The organism is Acetobacter fabarum, assembly GCF_040702925.2.
GTDB classification, from domain to species: Bacteria; Pseudomonadota; Alphaproteobacteria; order Acetobacterales; family Acetobacteraceae; genus Acetobacter; species Acetobacter fabarum_B.
This window is the reverse complement of record NZ_JBFCXX020000012.1, coordinates 16,650-33,577: the sequence shown is the minus strand read 5'-3', so window position 1 is coordinate 33,577 and position 16,928 is coordinate 16,650. Positions and strand designations below refer to the sequence as shown.

Annotated in this window: 13 protein-coding genes; 10 read left to right on the top strand and 3 right to left on the bottom strand. The window is 60.3% G+C overall.

What is annotated here, in order from left to right; translation table 11 throughout:
- Nucleotides 1-15 precede the first annotated feature (15 nt).
- From ligA to AB2L51_RS09800, 3 genes are all read left to right on the top strand, one after another.
- Nucleotides 16-2,076: an NAD-dependent DNA ligase LigA gene (gene ligA / locus AB2L51_RS09810; protein WP_395582264.1), complete on the top strand. Its 2,061-nt coding sequence runs from the start codon at nucleotides 16-18 to the stop codon at nucleotides 2,074-2,076.
- Nucleotides 2,077-2,299: 223 nt separating this feature from the next.
- A complete protein-coding gene (gene ppdK / locus AB2L51_RS09805; protein ID WP_395582239.1) occupies nucleotides 2,300-4,975 on the top strand; it encodes a pyruvate, phosphate dikinase in 2,676 nt (891 codons plus the stop codon).
- Between the two features lie 50 nt (nucleotides 4,976-5,025).
- Nucleotides 5,026-5,853: a pyruvate, water dikinase regulatory protein gene (locus tag AB2L51_RS09800; protein ID WP_395582240.1), complete on the top strand. Its 828-nt coding sequence runs from the start codon at nucleotides 5,026-5,028 to the stop codon at nucleotides 5,851-5,853.
- Between the two features lie 95 nt (nucleotides 5,854-5,948).
- On the opposite strand, the gene AB2L51_RS09795 is transcribed toward AB2L51_RS09800, so the two are convergent.
- Nucleotides 5,949-6,341 carry a hypothetical protein gene (locus tag AB2L51_RS09795; protein WP_395582241.1) on the bottom strand — a complete coding sequence of 131 codons (393 nt, stop codon included), beginning with the start codon at nucleotides 6,339-6,341 and terminating at the stop codon, nucleotides 5,949-5,951.
- Between the two features lie 204 nt (nucleotides 6,342-6,545).
- Between AB2L51_RS09795 and AB2L51_RS09790 the strand changes: the two genes are divergently transcribed.
- Entirely contained in the window at nucleotides 6,546-7,157 is a 612-nt protein-coding gene (locus AB2L51_RS09790) for an IMPACT family protein (protein ID WP_395582242.1), read from the top strand.
- Here the strand turns inward: AB2L51_RS09790 and AB2L51_RS09785 are convergent.
- The gene (locus AB2L51_RS09785; RefSeq protein WP_395582243.1) at nucleotides 7,154-7,558 is read right to left on the bottom strand and encodes a hypothetical protein; all 405 of its coding nucleotides are present in this window, start codon (nucleotides 7,556-7,558) and stop codon (nucleotides 7,154-7,156) included. The genes AB2L51_RS09790 and AB2L51_RS09785 overlap by 4 nt on opposite strands.
- 308 nt (nucleotides 7,559-7,866) lie before the next feature.
- Here AB2L51_RS09785 and AB2L51_RS09780 point away from each other — a divergent pair, with 308 nt between their 5' ends.
- From AB2L51_RS09780 to AB2L51_RS09760, 5 genes are all read left to right on the top strand, one after another.
- Entirely contained in the window at nucleotides 7,867-9,246 is a 1,380-nt protein-coding gene (locus tag AB2L51_RS09780; RefSeq protein WP_395582244.1) for a class II 3-deoxy-7-phosphoheptulonate synthase, read from the top strand.
- Nucleotides 9,247-9,353: 107 nt separating this feature from the next.
- Nucleotides 9,354-10,547, top strand: a complete 1,194-nt coding sequence (locus AB2L51_RS09775) for a nicotinate phosphoribosyltransferase (protein WP_395582245.1) — start codon at nucleotides 9,354-9,356, stop codon at nucleotides 10,545-10,547.
- Nucleotides 10,548-10,556: 9 nt separating this feature from the next.
- Nucleotides 10,557-11,000 (top strand): hypothetical protein, encoded by a 444-nt coding sequence (locus tag AB2L51_RS09770; RefSeq protein ID WP_395582246.1) that lies wholly within the window; start codon nucleotides 10,557-10,559, stop codon nucleotides 10,998-11,000.
- A 116-nt stretch (nucleotides 11,001-11,116) separates the two neighbouring features.
- Complete coding sequence (gene gltX, locus AB2L51_RS09765; RefSeq protein WP_395582247.1) at nucleotides 11,117-12,448, top strand: glutamate--tRNA ligase; 1,332 nt, start codon at nucleotides 11,117-11,119, stop codon at nucleotides 12,446-12,448.
- 189 nt (nucleotides 12,449-12,637) lie between these two features.
- Nucleotides 12,638-13,927, top strand: a complete 1,290-nt coding sequence (locus AB2L51_RS09760) for an HAD family hydrolase (RefSeq protein ID WP_395582248.1) — start codon at nucleotides 12,638-12,640, stop codon at nucleotides 13,925-13,927.
- Between the two features lie 39 nt (nucleotides 13,928-13,966).
- Here AB2L51_RS09760 and AB2L51_RS09755 read toward each other — a convergent pair whose 3' ends face one another.
- Nucleotides 13,967-16,351 carry a heavy metal translocating P-type ATPase gene (locus AB2L51_RS09755; RefSeq protein WP_395582249.1) on the bottom strand — a complete coding sequence of 795 codons (2,385 nt, stop codon included), beginning with the start codon at nucleotides 16,349-16,351 and terminating at the stop codon, nucleotides 13,967-13,969.
- Nucleotides 16,352-16,478: 127 nt separating this feature from the next.
- On the opposite strand from AB2L51_RS09755, the gene AB2L51_RS09750 reads away from it, so the two are divergent.
- Complete coding sequence (locus tag AB2L51_RS09750; protein WP_395582250.1) at nucleotides 16,479-16,892, top strand: hypothetical protein; 414 nt, start codon at nucleotides 16,479-16,481, stop codon at nucleotides 16,890-16,892.
- Nucleotides 16,893-16,928 lie beyond the last annotated feature (36 nt).

The following is a 16,928-nucleotide window of genomic DNA, read 5'->3' as shown; positions in this document are numbered from 1 at the left end:
ACCCCGGTCACAGAGATGAGCAGTGATCAGGCCCGCACGGAACTGGCCGAACTGGCCAGCCAGATTGCCTACCACAACACCGCCTACCATAGTCACGACGCCCCGGAAATCAGCGATGCGGAGTACGATGCCCTGCGCAAGCGCTATAATGAGCTTGTCGCCCTCTACCCCGATGCCGAACCACAGAACAGTGCAGCCAATGCGGTAGGAGCCAGCGCGGATACGGGGCTTGGCAAGCACATTCACCTTGCCCCCATGCTCTCGCTCGACAACGTGTTTGACCGTGAGGAGTTTGAAGGCTTCATAACCCGTGCGGCCCGGTTTCTGGGCTTGAATCAGGCAGATACTTCCAGCCTGCGTCTGGTGGGTGAACCCAAGATTGATGGCCTTTCCATCAGCCTTACCTACGAATCCGGCAAATTCATCCGGGGCACCACACGGGGCGATGGCACGGAAGGGGAGGACGTAACCGCCAACCTGCGCACCCTGCGCGCCCTGCCTCTGGAACTCCCCGCCCCCTACCCCGACCTGATCGAGATTCGTGGGGAAGTCTTCCTCTCCAAAACCGACTTTATCGCACTCAATACCGCGCAGGAGGCAACGGGCAAACGCCTGTTTGCCAATCCACGCAATGCGGCTGCAGGGTCCTTGCGGCAACTGGACCCCGGCATTACGGCCCAGCGCCCGCTCTCCCTTTTTGCCTATGCGCAGGGTTTCTGCTCGGACAAGGCAACTCGTAGCCACTGGGCCTATCTGGAGCAGCTCAAGGCATGGGGGTTTATGGTCAACCCGCTCTCCCGCCAGATTGAGGGAGCAGCCGATGCCGAAGCTTTTTTTGAGGAAATCAACCGCGAGCGCGCCAGTCTGGCCTATGATATTGATGGCGTTGTTTACAAGATAAACGACCTGGGCCTGCAGGAACGTCTGGGCTTTGCCGGCCGTGCTCCCCGCTGGGCCATAGCGTGGAAGTTCCCGGCAGAGCAGGCCATTACACGCCTGAACGCCATAGAAATTCAGGTCGGACGCACCGGTGCCTTGACCCCTGTTGCACACCTGGAACCGGTTAACGTTGGCGGGGTGCTTGTCACCCGCGCCACCTTGCACAATGAGGACGAAATTACCCGCAAGGATGTGCGCGAAGGTGACCTTGTGTATGTCCAGCGCGCAGGCGATGTGATTCCTCAGGTGCTTGGTACGGTCCCAACGGGTGAGGCCGCACCCGAGCGGCAGCCTCTTTTTCATTTCCCCGATCATTGCCCCGTATGCGGCGCGCTGGCCGTGCGCCCCGAAGGGGAAGTGGTGCGCCGCTGCACCGGCGGGCTGACCTGCCCCGCACAGGCAGTGGAGCGGCTGATCCATTTTGCCTCCCGCCTTGCCTTTGACATTGAAGGGCTGGGTGAGCGCAGTATTCGCGAGTTTTATGAAGCCGGGCTGATCCACACCCCCACCGACATCTTCCGGCTCAAGGCCCACGCCGCTGCGCTGGAGCAGCGCGATGGCTGGGGTGAGCAGTCCGTGCGCAACCTGCTTCAGGCCATAGAGGACCGACGCACAATTCCGCTCTCGCGCTTTATTTACGCGCTGGGCATCCGCCGTATTGGAGAAAGCAACGCCCGCCTGCTGGCCCGCCATTACGGCAGCTATGCCAACTGGTTGCGGCAGATGGAGGCGGCCACCATTATCGGCTCTGACGCCCGACTGGAACTGGGGTCCATTACTGGTATTGGCAACGCCATAGCAACGGATGTGGTGGCCTTTGTCGCTGAGCCCCACAACCAGACCACGCTGGCCGAACTGAGCGCCGAGTTGACCATTACCGAGGAAACTGCCGCCAGTGGCGGCCCTCTGGCGGGCAAGACCATTGTATTTACCGGCACGCTGCTCACCATGACCCGCCCGGAAGCCAAGGCCACGGCCGAACGCATGGGGGCCAAGGTGTCCGACTCCGTCTCAAAAAAAACCGATCTGGTGGTGTTGGGGGAAAAAGCAGGCTCCAAGGCCAAAAAAGCAGCAGAGCTGAACATTGCCACCATGGACGAGGCAGAATGGAACGCCTTTTGCGTAACAAACGGATAGAACCGCCACACCCGCAGTTTTTTACCGTTTACGTGTAAAAGAGAGATTGCCCGGCGACCAAATCTGCGCCATGTTGCTGGGCAACGAAGGGGTGGAGTTCGTCGTCCAAACTAAAAATAAAAATTCCGTGCCCAGTCCGGCTGCTGTTCCGGTCTCCCCTGTTCCCATCCCCTCGGTCGGAACTTCAGCTCATCTGGCACAAAAGAATGAAGTGAACGGCAAAATGACCAAGTGGATCTACAGTTTCGGCGCTGGCCAAAGCGAAGGCAACGCCGGGATGCGCAATCTCCTCGGCGGCAAGGGCGCCAATCTGGCGGAAATGGCCAATATTGGCCTGCCGGTGCCCCCAGGATTTACCATTACCACTGAAGTCTGCACCGCCTTTTACGATAACGGACGGAAGTACCCCGCCGAGCTGGAATCCCAGCTTGAAGCGGCGATGGGGCTGGTAGAACAGGCCATGGGCCTGCGCTTTGGCGATGCCGAAAACCCGCTTCTGGTTTCTGTCCGTTCCGGTGCGCGCGTTTCCATGCCCGGCATGATGGACACAGTGCTCAACCTTGGTCTGAATGACGCAACGGTTGAAGGCCTTGTCCGCTCCTCGGGCGATGCCCGCTTTGCATGGGACAGCTACCGCCGCTTCATTCAGATGTACGGCTCCGTTGTGCTCGGTGTGCCGCACCACGAATTTGAAGACCTGCTTGAACAGGCCAAGCGCGCCGCTGGCAAAATTGATGACACCGCCCTGACCGCCGAAGAATGGCAGGATGTTGTTAAAAGCTACAAGCAGATCGTCCTGTCCGAAACGGGAACCCCCTTCCCCGAAAACCCCAAGGACCAGCTGTGGGGCGCTATTGGAGCCGTCTTTGGCTCATGGATGAACCCGCGCGCCAACACCTACCGCAAACTGCATGACATTCCCGCAAGCTGGGGCACGGCTGTTAACGTTCAGTCCATGGTGTTCGGCAACATGGGGGATGACTGTGCAACGGGCGTGTGCTTCACCCGCGACCCGTCCACGGGCGAAAACATCTTCTACGGCGAATACCTGATCAACGCACAGGGCGAGGACGTCGTGGCCGGTATCCGCACCCCGCAGCCCATGGCGGAGTGTCGCTCGGTCGAGGGCCAGACCTCGATGGAAAAAGCCCTGCCCAACGCTTATGGTGAACTGCTCAAGGTGCGTGACCTGCTTGAGCGCCACTACCGCGACATGCAGGACATTGAATTTACGGTGCAGGCCAACAAGCTCTACCTGCTCCAGACCCGCTCGGGCAAACGTACTGCCGCCGCAGCCCTGCGCGTAGCCATTGACATGGCCAAGGAAGGCCTGATTACGCAGGAAGAAGCGGTAACCCGTGTGCCTCCCGCATCGCTCGACCAGCTGCTTCACCCTGTGCTGGACCCCAAGGCCGAACGCCAGTTGCTGACCCGCGGCCTGCCTGCTTCCCCCGGTGCTGCAACCGGCATAATCGCCTTCTCCGCCGAAGACGTGGAAGACCGCGCCGCCAAGGGTGAAGACGTTATTCTGGTGCGTATTGAAACCTCGCCAGAGGACGTACACGGCATGCACGCAGCCCGTGGTGTGCTGACCACCCGCGGTGGCATGACCTCCCACGCAGCCGTTGTGGCCCGTGGCATGGGCCGTGTCTGCGTGGCCGGTGCCGGCAGCATTGCCGTGGACTACAAGGCCCAGACCATGACCGTGGATGGCCATACGCTCAAAGCGGGTGAGTGGATCACGCTCGACGGTGGTACGGGTGCTGTTTACAAGGGTCGCGTTCCGACCATTCCGCCCACCCTTTCGGGCGATTTTGCCACCCTTATGGGCTGGGCAGATGGCGTACGCCGCCTTGGCGTGCGCGCCAACGCCGAAACCCCCGAAGATGCGCAGACCGCCCGCCGCTTTGGTGCGGAAGGCATTGGCCTATGCCGGACCGAGCACATGTTCTTCGGCCCTGACCGTATTGGCCATGTGCGCCAGATGATCATGGCGGATGACGCACAGACACGCGCCCGCGCCATTGAGGCCCTTCTGCCGTTCCAGCGCAGCGACTTTACGGAACTCTTCCGTATTATGGCTGGCCTGCCGGTCACCATTCGCCTGCTCGACCCGCCGCTGCATGAGTTCCTGCCGCATGGTGAGGCCGAACTGGCTGATGTGGCCAAGGCACTGGGCAAGGATGTGGAAAGCCTGCGCGCACGCCGCTCGGCCCTTTCCGAATCCAACCCCATGCTGGGCCATCGTGGCTGCCGCCTTGGCATTACCTACCCCGAAATCTACGCCATGCAGGTGCGTGCCATTACCGAGGCCGCGCTGGACATTGCAAAGGAAACCGGGAAGGCCGTGGAACCCGAAATCATGATCCCGCTGATCGGTACCAAGACCGAGCTGGATCTGGTTCGTAAATCCTGCGAAGGCGTTATTGCCGATGTGCTGAGCGAACGTGGCGTCAAGCTTGCTTACAAGATTGGCACCATGATCGAACTGCCCCGCGCCGCCCTGACGGCGGACCAGATTGCACAGAGTGCCGACTTCTTCTCCTTCGGCACCAACGATCTGACCCAGACGACCCTTGGCCTGTCGCGTGATGATGCAGGCTCATTCCTGCCCGAATACGTGGAAAAAGGGCTGCTGCCGCAGGACCCCTTCATTTCCATCGACCGCGAAGGCGTGGGCGCTCTGGTCCGCATGGGTGTGGAAAAAGGCCGTGCCACCAAGCCCGACCTCAAGCTGGGCATTTGTGGTGAACATGGTGGGGACCCGCTCTCCATCGCCTTTTTTGAGGAAGTCGGGCTGGATTACGTCTCCTGCTCCCCCTTCCGTGTGCCGGTCGCCCGTCTGGCCGCAGCACAGGCGGCTCTTGCCACACGCAATAACAAGGCTGTTAAAGCCTAAGGAAAAAATGGCCGCCTCATAAAGAGGCGGCCATTTTTCAATCTGATACCATGCAAAAAATTCTTACTCTTCACCTTGTGTCCGAGGCTACGGGGCAAACACTCGATTCGGTGGCACGGGCCTGCATAGCGCAGTTCCCCAACACTGAAGTCCGGCTACGGCACTGGAACCTGATCCGCACCCAGATCCAGCTCCGGCGGGTTTTGCGGCATATTGCCAATAACCGTGGGCCGGTTATGTCCACCCTGACAGACCCGATCCTTCAGGCGGATATGGAAGCCGGTTGCTCCAGCCTGAAGATCAGGCTTCTGGACGTGCTGGACAACGCCCTGAACTTTCTGGCCGAAGAAACCGGGGAAGAGGCAACCCGCCACCCCGGCGGCCAGTATATTATGGACGAAAACTACTACCAGCGCATTGAGGCCATGCATTATGTGCTGGCCCATGATGATGGGCAGGAAACACGCGGCCTGAACAAGGCGGATGTTATTCTGGTTGGCGTCTCGCGCGTTTCCAAGACACCGACCTGCTTCTATCTGGCTAACCGGGGCATAAAGGCGGCTAACGTGCCGCTGGTTATGGGCATAGAACCGCCAGAAGCCCTGTTTACCACCACCAAGCCGGTCATTGGCCTGACCATAGACCCCGAGCGACTGATTGAAATCCGCCGCAACCGTCTGAACCAGATGATCCCGGGCAAATCCCGCCCCGAGGCCATAACCGATTACGCCTATATTGATCTGGAAAAAGTGCAGGAAGAACTGCACTGGGCAAGGCGGTTATGCCGCCGTCATAACTGGCCAGTCATAGATGTAACGCGCCGCTCCATTGAGGAGTCGTCCGCTTCCATTCTGGAACTGATTGCCACCACAGCCTGAGAACACGCCCCTGCCGCCCTTTTAAACCGGGCCGCAGGGGCATTCTTCCAACCTCCGCCTCTGGTTAAACAGAGCCATGAGACTGTGGAAGATATTTAGTCGTTCATTTCCTGGGGTGTCAGTCTTTGCACCCGCACGGCCTGCCCCTGAGCGTTGTAATAAATCACACTGCTCCCACGCCGCTGGGCATAACCGTCGGGCTGCCCGTCTTTGGTCCAGAACAGCAGCCTGTTTGTATCAGGCTGTTCCACCACCCTGTCCCCCGGCGGCACAAAACGGTATTTGCTAAAATCCTTATGCGCGCGTGGCAGGGGCAGCTTGCCCGCCAGATTGTGCATGCTGGAGGCCCGATGGGCGTCCGTATCATCATCATCCCCGCCGTTCAGCGGATCACCGTCGGCATGGGCGGGCACACCAGCCATAAGGGGCAGTGCAAGCGCACACAAGCCAAACATGATTTTCCATTTTTTGCGGAATACCGGCATCATGTCGGTGCTGTCTCCTTTACTCAGACCTCAGGTGGCAGGATTTGCCAGTGCCGGGCTAGCGTAACACAGGTTAACATCTGCTACCGCGTTACTCCTGTTACAAAAGACTGTCAGCCCCCAGTTTGGGCATATGCCCCTCATTGAAACTGCACATTGCCCCCGCCCGACTTGCCCGAACCCGAACGGAAAGGATAAGAAGAGCGCATGACACAAACGCTGGTCGGCCCTTTTTTGCTGGAACGGGATATTAAAAAAAGCCGCTTTCTTGCGCGCGCAATTCCCATTGCCAGCATTGCGGAAGCCGATGCGTTTATTGCCAGCATTGCCGCTGCCGAACCGGACGCCACCCACCATTGCTGGGCATGGCAGTTTGGCCCCCACTGCCGCTGCCACGATGCGGGAGAACCCTCGGGCACGGCAGGCCGTCCGATTTTGCAGGTGGTTGTCGCCCAAAAGCTGGACCGCGTAGCTATTGTGGTGTCCCGCTGGTTTGGGGGGATCAAACTGGGTGCGGGCGGGCTGGTGCGGGCCTATGCTGGCACAGCAGCCGAATGCCTGCGTGAAGCCCCGAAGGAAGAACTGATCAAGCGGATCAGGCTTGGGTTCCACTGCCCGTTTTCATTACTGGGAATTATTCAGGCACGCCTGCCTGAGTGGGGCGTAGAGGCCGAACCACCCGTTTTTGATGAAAACGGGGCGTGGTTCCAGCTTCTGCTCCCCCAGGCTTTGCAACAGGAGGTCTGTGCAAAGCTGACCGACCTGACCAGTGGTCAGGCCGATATTCGCCTCATGGAAGACCAGCCAATACCAGCCTAGCGGGGGGTAACCCAGCCATTGCCTGTGGAATCCCCCACCTGCCCCGAACCAAACGGGCCGGAATTCTGGTAAGCGGAACCATAGCGCGACAGGTCGGACCCCGTGACAGAATCCCTGTGCACCTTGGCCAGATGATCCGGGTCATCCCCATGCTGGAACTCCATGGATGGAGCATCCTGATAACCGGGGGGCAGGCTGCGGTGCCCATGCACGGTCTTTGCTTCGGTCGATTTACCCGCGCCAGCCCCCGTATCCACGTTGCCATTCCCTTCGGAAAAGGAAACATCATCGCTCGGGGTCATCAGGGGGTCCGCGTGAGCAACATTTGCTGCCCCCCCAAGGCCTGCCACCAGCAGAAGGCCGGACATCACGTTTACAAACGGTCTACGCAGCTGCGCCATCGCGCGTTACCCCGCAAGAAAAAGGAAAAAACACCCACACCAACCATAAAGCACAGGACCGTGCGGGTTCCATACTGGCCACCCTTATCACACCAAAAGTGCAAAAATCCAAATCCTCTGACCAGAAGTGGGGCAGATGCCACACCATTGACCAGAACATGGCTTGGACCAGCAAACGCTATTTGCCTAATCCGTGCATATTAGACATAAAGGCAGCCGCCTTTGGCAAATTCATGCCCAAGAGAGATTGTTTTTATCCTTCTGCTTACCATTTGTGTGTAATCAGCCCAACTGAACAGGAACGCGTTATGAGTGCTACGCTCACCCAGCCCAACCCGACGTCTGCGACCTGGATGCCGGATAGCTGGCGTTCGTTTCCGTTCAAGCAGATTCCCACCTATCCGGATGCGGTAGCCCTTAAAAACGTTGAGGACCGGCTGAGCGCATACCCTCCGCTGGTTTTTGCTGGTGAAGTGCGCCGCCTGCGCAACCATCTGGCCCAGGCCGCACAGGGTAAGGCTTTTGTGCTCCAAGGCGGCCCGTGCGCGGAAAGCTTTGGCGAGTTCAAGGCCGATATCGTGCGCGACACCTTCCGCGTGCTGCTGCAAATGGCCGTAGTGCTCACCTTTGGGGCCAAGGTGCCGGTCATCAAGCTCGGCCGTATGGCTGGCCAGTTCGCCAAACCCCGCTCTTCCGATATGGAAACGGTGGATGGCGTCAGCCTGCCCTCCTACCGGGGAGACATCATCAACGGGCCGGAATTCACCCCCGAAGCCCGTATTCCCGACCCGGCCCGGATGGAAACAGGGTACTTCCAGTCCACCGGAATCCAGAACCTGCTGCGCGCTTTCTCCCGCGGGGGGTATGCCAACCTGCACGAAGTGCACCGCTGGAACCTTGGTTTTGTGGAACGCTCCCCGTTGGCCAACCGCTACCGCACCATGGCCGAACGGATTGGTGAGACCCTCGCCTTCATGCAAGCCTGCGGGATTGACGCAGCCTCCTCTGCCCAGGTGGATGAAACCGAGTTCTATACCTCGCACGAGGCCCTGCTGCTGCCGTACGAGCAGGCTCTGACGCGCGTCGATTCCACATCGGGCGAATGGTATGACTGCTCGGCCCATTTTGTATGGATCGGGGACCGCACCCGCCAGCCAGATGGTGCGCATGTGGAGTTCCTGCGTGGGGTGCGCAACCCCATTGGCATCAAGGTCGGCCCCACCACCAGCGTGGAAGACATCAAACGCCTGACCGCCATCCTCAACCCCCACAACGAGGCCGGGCGCATTACCCTGATCTCACGCATGGGGGCGGAAAAAATCGAACAGTTCCTGCCCCCGCTCATGCGGGCGGTCAAGGAAACGGGGCAGCCTGTGACATGGATCAGCGATCCCATGCACGGCAACACCATCTCGACCGGGAACAAGATCAAGACCCGCTCGTTCGATGCCGTGATGCAGGAAGTCAAAGGCTTCTTTGCCGTCTGCGCAGCCGAGGGCGTACCTGCTGGTGGTGTTCACCTGGAAATGACCGGCCAGAACGTGACCGAATGCGTAGGCGGTGCCCAGCGCCTGACCGAAGCAGACCTTGGCGCACGGTATGAAACCTTCTGCGACCCGCGCCTGAATGCCGAACAGTCTCTGGAACTGGCATTCCTGATCGCGGAGGAGTTGACCGGCCGCAACTAGGGTCGCGCTGCTCTTTGCCTGATCACAGAAACGGGGGGTGGCCTTTACGCCACCCTCCATCACACCCATCATCTGTGCAGTGTTTGGCAGAAAAGAGCATTTCAGTAATGACGCAGTCCCCCTCTGGCGTAACGGCTCCCGGTATTACCACGGCACAGGCCGCAACCGCCCTGACAGATGCAGAAATCCGGGCACGCACGGATTCCTACTTCAACCGCACCTGCCAGATTGTCAGCCACTTCGGGGATTGTGAGGTCACTTACGCCTTTTTCCTGCGCTGCCCTGTTATTTCCGCCCCCGGCATTATGCTGGAATGGCTGAAAAACGTCATGGCCGAGCGCGGCAGCCACTACAGCGTGGACCTGCTCCACCCCGAGGGCGAATGGGTTGGGGCGGGGGAACCGCTGGTCTATGTTACCGGCTCGTTCCTGCATCTGGCGGATCTGGAAACACTTCTGCTCCAGAAGCTGGGAAGTTCCTGCGTTGCGGCCCTGCGGGCTTACCAGATGGCGCTCTCCCTGCCGCAAACCCGCTTTCTGGCCATGGATGCCCGGCATTGCGCGGGGTATGAAATGCAGGAACTTATGGCCTACGCCGCCTCCGTTGGCGGACGGGCTGCCCAGCAGGACGGAGCGATAGGCTTTGTTGGTACAGCCAATGATGCCGTTTCCACCTTTTTTGGCACCACACAGGGCGCGGGCACCATGCCCCACGCGCTTATTGGGTATGCGGGTTCCACCGTACGGGCGGCGGAAATGTTCCAAGAGACATTCCCCGATTCCGACCTTGTGGTGCTGGTGGACTATTTTGGGCAGGAAATAACCGACGCACTGGCCGTATGCCACCGGTTTGAGGAACTGGCCAAAGCAGGCCGCCTTGCCGTGCGGCTGGATACGCATGGCGGGCGGTTTATGGAAGGGCTGAACCCGCAGGAATCCTATACCGTGGTCAACCGGCACGCCCCCGAGGCCCTGCGCCGCTACCGCTCGGACCGTGAACTGCGCTACCTGATTGGCACAGGCGTTTCCGCCGCATCCATCTGGAAAATGCGTGAAGCACTGGACGAGGCAGGGTTCCAGCAGGTGCGGATTATTGCCTCATCGGGCTTTGGGGTCACCAAATGCGCCTGTATGGCCGATGCCCATGCCCCCATAGACGTTGTCGGCACAGGCTCGTTCATTCCCGAAATATGGAACGAAACCTACGCCACAGCCGATATTATTTCGTACAATGGTGTTGAGCGGGTTAAAATCGGGCGCGAATTCCTGTTTGCCTCCGCCCGCAACAAAAAAGACAGCTAGGAAAACCTCATGAGCGAAACCGAAGCCCCTCAGGAGCAGGGCTGGAAAGTCCGTATTCTGGACCTGTCCGGCGGTGCCGAAGACAATATTGTGGAAGAGGTTGGCGTTTTTCATGACCTTGCCCACGCCAACGCCTTTGCCCGCGCCTATGTGCGTGACAGTGTGGAACGCTGCCGCACGCCCGGCGCCTCCGCCAAGGACGTGCTGGACACATGGACCAGCTTTGGCGAGGACGCCGTGGTAATAGACGCAGAAGACGATGGCTGGCGCTCCGCCAACGAACTGGACGACTTTACCGCAACCCCGGCAACCCCCATGGAGCGTGACTGGCGCATGCTGGACCCCCGCCGACTGGTGGACGGTGAAGACATCCTGCTTGAAGATGATGAGGACGCGGGAGTGGAAGAGGACGACACGGACACGTTCGACCCCGGCCTGCACAACCTGCACTAATTCCCGCCCACAGGCGGCAGTGGCAGGCAGCCCTAACCGGCATGCTACCCCTGTCCCCTGTTTTATGTTTCCTTCGTGCTGGTCTTTCCAGCCCATTCACGGCATAAGCCCCTGTTATGAAACTCCGCTTTGCGCCCAGCCCTACGGGCCTTCTCCATGTGGGCAATGCCCGCCTTGCCCTTGCCAACGCCCTGTTTGCCCGCCGCAACAAGGGCAAATTCCAGCTGCGTATTGATGATACGGATACCGGTCGCTCGCGCGAGGAACTGGTCGGCGCCATCCAGCAGGATCTGGAATGGATGGGCATTACGTGGGACGAGACCTTCCGCCAGACCGAGCGGCTGGACCGCTACGCTGCCGCCATTGAAAAGCTCAAGGCATCCGGCCACCTGTACCCCTGCTTTGAAAGCGAGCAGGAACTGGCCGCAAAGCGCGAAACCCAGATCCGCCAGCACCGTGCCCCCGTGTATGACCGCGCCATGCTCAGAATGACCGAGCAGCAGCGCGCACAGGCCGAGGCCAATGGCAAGGTGCCTTACTGGCGCTTCAAACTTTCTGGCCGCATTGTGCGCTGGCGCGACCTTGTTATGGGGGAATGTCAGGTCAAGCTGCCCTCCGTCTCCGACCCGGTTCTGGTCCGTACCGACGGCACGGTGCTGTACACGCTGGCTTCGGTTGTGGATGACCTGGAAACAGGGATCAGCCACATTATCCGTGGGGAAGACCACGTCACCAATACCGGTGTGCAGATTGACATAGCCGAAGCTCTGGGCGCGCGCCCCGACCACTTCCGCTTTGCCCACCTGCCCCTGCTGTTGGATGAAAACGGCGGCAAACTTTCCAAACGGTTTGACGCCTGCTCCCTGCGCACCCTGCGTCAGGACGGGGTGGAGGCGGAGGCCCTGATCTCCTACCTCGCACGCCTTGGCAGTTCGGATGACCCGGCGCTCATGCCGTTTGATGCGCTGGCCCAGAGCTATGACCTGTCACATATCTCGCGCTCGGCTGCACGGTTTGACACGCGCCAGCTTCTGGCCATGAACCACCGCTACCTTGCCCAGCTTCCCTTTGCCACCGTGGCCGACAGGCTGCCCAAAGGTGCTACGGAAGCCTTCTGGCTGGCTATTCGCAGCAATATCGACCTGCTTTCGGAAGTCAGGCTGTGGCTGAACGTTGTGGAGGGAGACATTATCCCTCCCGTGCAGGAAGAAGACGAAGCGTTCCTGCAGGATGCCGCGGCCCTGCTCCCACCCGAACCGTGGGATGTGGAAACATGGAAGGCATGGACAGCCGCGATCAAGGACAAGACAGGCCGCGGCGGTAAAAACCTGTTCCACCCCCTGCGTGTTGCCCTGACGGGGGAAGAACACGGGCCTGAACTGCGCGACCTGCTCCCCCTTATCGGCCGCAAACGCGCGCTGGCCCGCCTGCTGCCCTCTCAGGTCTAAACCAACGGCAACGCCATATGGCTCCGGCATAGGCTGCTGGGGCCATATGCACAGTTCCTGTAGCGGGTCTGACTGAACATCTTCTGGCCCGTGTCTTTTTGTCCAGTGCGCGTAACATGACTTGACCGTACGTGTTGCCGCCTTTCAATTAGGGGCTGTGCCACTTTAATCTGTCAGTCTGGAATCTGTATGCGCCCTGTTCTGCACCGCCGTACATTCGGTTTGGGCCTGACCGCGCTTCTGGCCGCACCCACAGCCGGACGGGCAACCAGCATACCCGACCCGATGGACCGCCCTCCGCCCGAACTGGAGGACTTAAAGTGGCACCCGCCACTGCGGGAGGCCATTCAGGCGCTGATGAACGCGCATGGCCATTATTCCGACACCTATAATAGCAACGCTCCCCCTTATGTGGTGATGGACTGGAACAACACCGCCATAGTGGGTGATGTGCAGCAGACATTGTTCCTGTTCATGCTGGAACACTTCTGCTTTCTGCTGCCCGCCCAGAAGTTCCGCAGCCTGATCCATGTGTACGCATCCAGCCAGCCCCTGCCAGCACCCTTTGCAAACCTGACCGGGCAGCCGGTTACTTTTCCCGACCTTGTGAGCGATATTGTAGAGGATTACAGCGCACTGGCCGCCCGCTATGGGCACATGCCCCACCCTATTGCGCGTGAGGAATTACAGGATAACCCCGCCATGCTGGCCTTCAGGGTGCGCATGGCGTTCTGCCATCAGACGGTGGCCGCCCTGCACGGCCCTGATGCAGCACAGCAATGGCTGATCCGGCTGGTTGCGGGGCAAACCCAGACCGATGTGATTACCCTGAGCCGCGCCGCCAATGAATGGTGCCTTGGGGCTTCGATCAGCAACCAGAGGTGGGTCTGCCCCGCCTCCCGCCCCGGCAAGGCTGGCCCTGTGCAGGCGGACATAACGCAAATGCTGCGGCTAACGCCCGAAATGGGCAACCTGCTCCAGATTTTGCAGGAACATGGGATAGACCCCATTATCTGCTCTTCCGCACTGGAAGATCTGATTGCCCTGTTCGCCACCTCGGCCGAATACGGCTACAATTTGCGGCACGAGCATGTGTTTGGCGCACGGCTGGTCGAGCGCAAGGGCGTTATGGAACCCACCGAGGTCTCCCACTCCCCATTTCCCGCAGGGGTTGGAAAAACCGAGCTGATCCGCCTCCATTTTGAACAGAAACGCAAGCAGCCCCCCCTGATGATCTTTGCGGGGGAAAGCAGCACGGCCAACCTGCTCAGATCCTTCCCCGATACACCGCTATGCTGCCTGATCAACCGCAAACAGTCCGAGGATATGGAGGTCTTCCTGCGCGAGGCCGCGCAGCCCGCAACGGCTGGCACACCCCGCAGGCTCTACCTACAGGGACGGGACGAAAACACGGGCGAATGGCGGCCCCATACCAGCAGCCTGCTGCTGGGCAGCACAACCCCCACCCTGCCAGCCTGAACCATCGGGCACAGGGGGCAGGCATGGACTGCGGGCAGATTACGCGGACCAGACCTTACGCGGCTTCCAGCGGTTGAGCAGCAGGGAATTGCTGACCACGGAGACGGAACTCATGGCCATAGCCGCCCCGGCAAAAACCGGGTCCAGCAGCCCAAAAGCTGCCAGAGGCAGGCCCAGTATATTATAAATAAAGGCAAAAAACAGATTTTGCCGAATTTTGAAAACCGTTGCGCGGGAGAGCGAGAGCGCATCCACCAGTGCCGTCAACTGGCTGCGCACAAGTACGACATCGGCCGTTTCCAGCGCAATATCGGCCCCTGCACCAATGGCAAAGCTGACATCGGCCAGTGCAAGGGCTGGCGCATCGTTAATGCCGTCCCCCACCATGCCTACACAATGCTGGCCATTGGCCCGCAGCCGCGCAATCTGGGCAGCCTTGCCATCTGGCAGCACTTCGGCCACGACCTCATCAATACCCACCTGCCGGGCTACGGCCTGTGCTGCACGCGCGTTATCCCCACTGAGCATGACAACCCGCAGGCCCTCGCTCCGCAAGGCGGCAATAGCAAGCTGGGCCTCTGGCCGCACCTGATCAGCCAGACCAAAATAGGCGACCACCGCACCGGCCCGGGCCAGCGCAACAATGCTCTGCCCCCGTGCCTGCCAGCCATCGGTCAAGGCATGGTCAACCGGGTAGCCAAGCTGGAGCATGTAGGCCAGCGAGCCCATATGCACATCCTGCCCATCCACGCGGGCCTGTACCCCCAGCCCCGGTATGGCCTTAAAGTCGCTCAGGACCGCAGGCTGGGCACCCCGCTCCGTGGCATAGGCCACAATGGCGCGGGCCAGCGGATGTTCGGAACTCTGCTCCAGCGCGCAGGCCAGCCCCAGCATGGCCTGTTCCGCCACACCGGGCGCACCTTGCACCTGCACAACACCGGGCCGCCCCATGGTGAGCGTGCCGGTTTTGTCCGTAACCAGAATATCCATCTTACGCGCCTGTTCCAGCGCATCCGCATTGCGAAACAGAATACCCGCCTGTGCGCCAAGGCCCGTACCAACCATAATGGCCGTGGGCGTTGCCAAGCCCAAAGAGCACGGGCAGGCAATAACCAGTACGGACACCGCATTGACCAGACAGGCCCCGAAGTCATGCGTGATAACCCAGCCAAGGCCAAGGGCCAGCAAGGCCAGCACCAGCACGGCAGGCACAAATACGGCCGCTACGCGATCAGCCAGACGCTGCACGCTGGCCTTGCTGCCCTGTGCCTGCTCCACCATGCGTACGATGCCCGAAAGCACGGTTTGCGCGCCAACCTTGGTGGCCTGCACACGCAACGCCCCGGTCTGGTTGAGCGTACCTGCAAACACGCGGTCCCCTGCGGTTTTGGCAACAGGAGCACTTTCCCCCGTTAACATGGCCTCATCCAGATCGGACTGGCCATCAAGCACCTGCCCGTCCACGGCAACGCTCTCACCGGGGCGAACCATAAACACGTCACCGGGTACAAGCTGTTCCACCGGCTGTTCCACCCACTGGCCATTGCGCTCCACCTGTGCCGTGCGAGGTTGCAGGTGCAGCAGGCTTTGCATGCCTGCGCTGGCGCGGGCCTTGGCACGGGCCTCCAGAAGCCGCCCAAGCAGAACAAGGGTCATGACCAGTGCGCTGGTTTCAAAATACACAGGCTGGTCAAGGCCAAACAGCATGACAACGGTGCTGAACACAAAGGCAATGCCCGTGCCCATAACCACCAGCACATCCATATTGGCAGCCCCACTGCGCAAGGCATGCATGGCCCCACCATACAGGGAGCGCCCACACCAGACCTGCACAACGGCTGCCAGCACACATTGCACCCACAAGGGCAGCATGGCTGTATGCAGCCCTACCAGCATGCCCAGCATCTGCCCCACAAAAGGCAGGCTCAGCACGGCGGCAAGCACAAAATTACGCCATTCGTCATGCAAGGTGGCCTTGTGCTGCGCGGCCTGCGCTTCCGGGTCCTGCTGGCTGTACAGGGTTGCGCCGTAACCCGCTTTTTCCACCCGCGCGATCAGGGCTGCGGTATCCACCACACCGGGCACAAAACTGACATGCGCGCGCTCGGTCGCCAGATTGACCGATGCCTGAACAGACGGCAGAGCATTGAGCACTTTTTCCACCCGACTTACGCAGGAGGCACAGGTCAGCCCGGTCAGGGCCAGATCCACACTGGTCGTCCGGGGCGCAAAGCCCGCGCTGTGCACGGCGGCAAGCACCTGTGGCAACTGGGCGGTGGGGTCCTCCAGCGTAACCTGCGCCCTTGCCGTGGCAAAATTGACCGATGCCTGCAAACCCTGCTGGCGGTTAAGCACTTTTTCCAGCCGGGTGGCACAGCTGGCGCAACTCATGCCCTCTATGGAAAAACTGACAATCTGGCTCATGCTCTTGTTGCTCCGCGCCCATGGTCACACAGACCGGGGCCAAACATGCTTACGCACAGGGAGTGGTCGGGTTGGAACCCTATCCATTCTTCTTGCCATATATGCCCCCTAGGGGTATATTTAAAAGATGCTGTGTCGTTCTTTCCTGCATCAGATGGTGATAGGCTGCCTGCTTGTGCTGGCCGCAACTCTGGGGCTTTGGGCTGCACATACACCCGCGCAGGCGGCGCAGCCCGCCATGGCCCATACGGCCATGCACATGGCCGGGCACAGCATGACGGCTACATCCGCCCTGCACAACCACATACCAACAGCCATAAGCTGCCCCACAACCACGGCGGCCACACACCACCTTATGCACCACCACGGCGCATGCTGCATGACGGGGAATGCCCTGTCTGTTGTTGATACAGCGGTTGGCGTGCTGCCCAGTGGCCTGTTGTGGCACACCCGGGCTCGCCCGGTTTTTGCAACACTCCCCACCCTGCCCGACCGCAGGACAGCCCCCCTGCTGCGCCCGCCCAGACTGCACACGGCCTGACCACCCGCCGGAGCCACATCTCCGCCCAATCAGCCA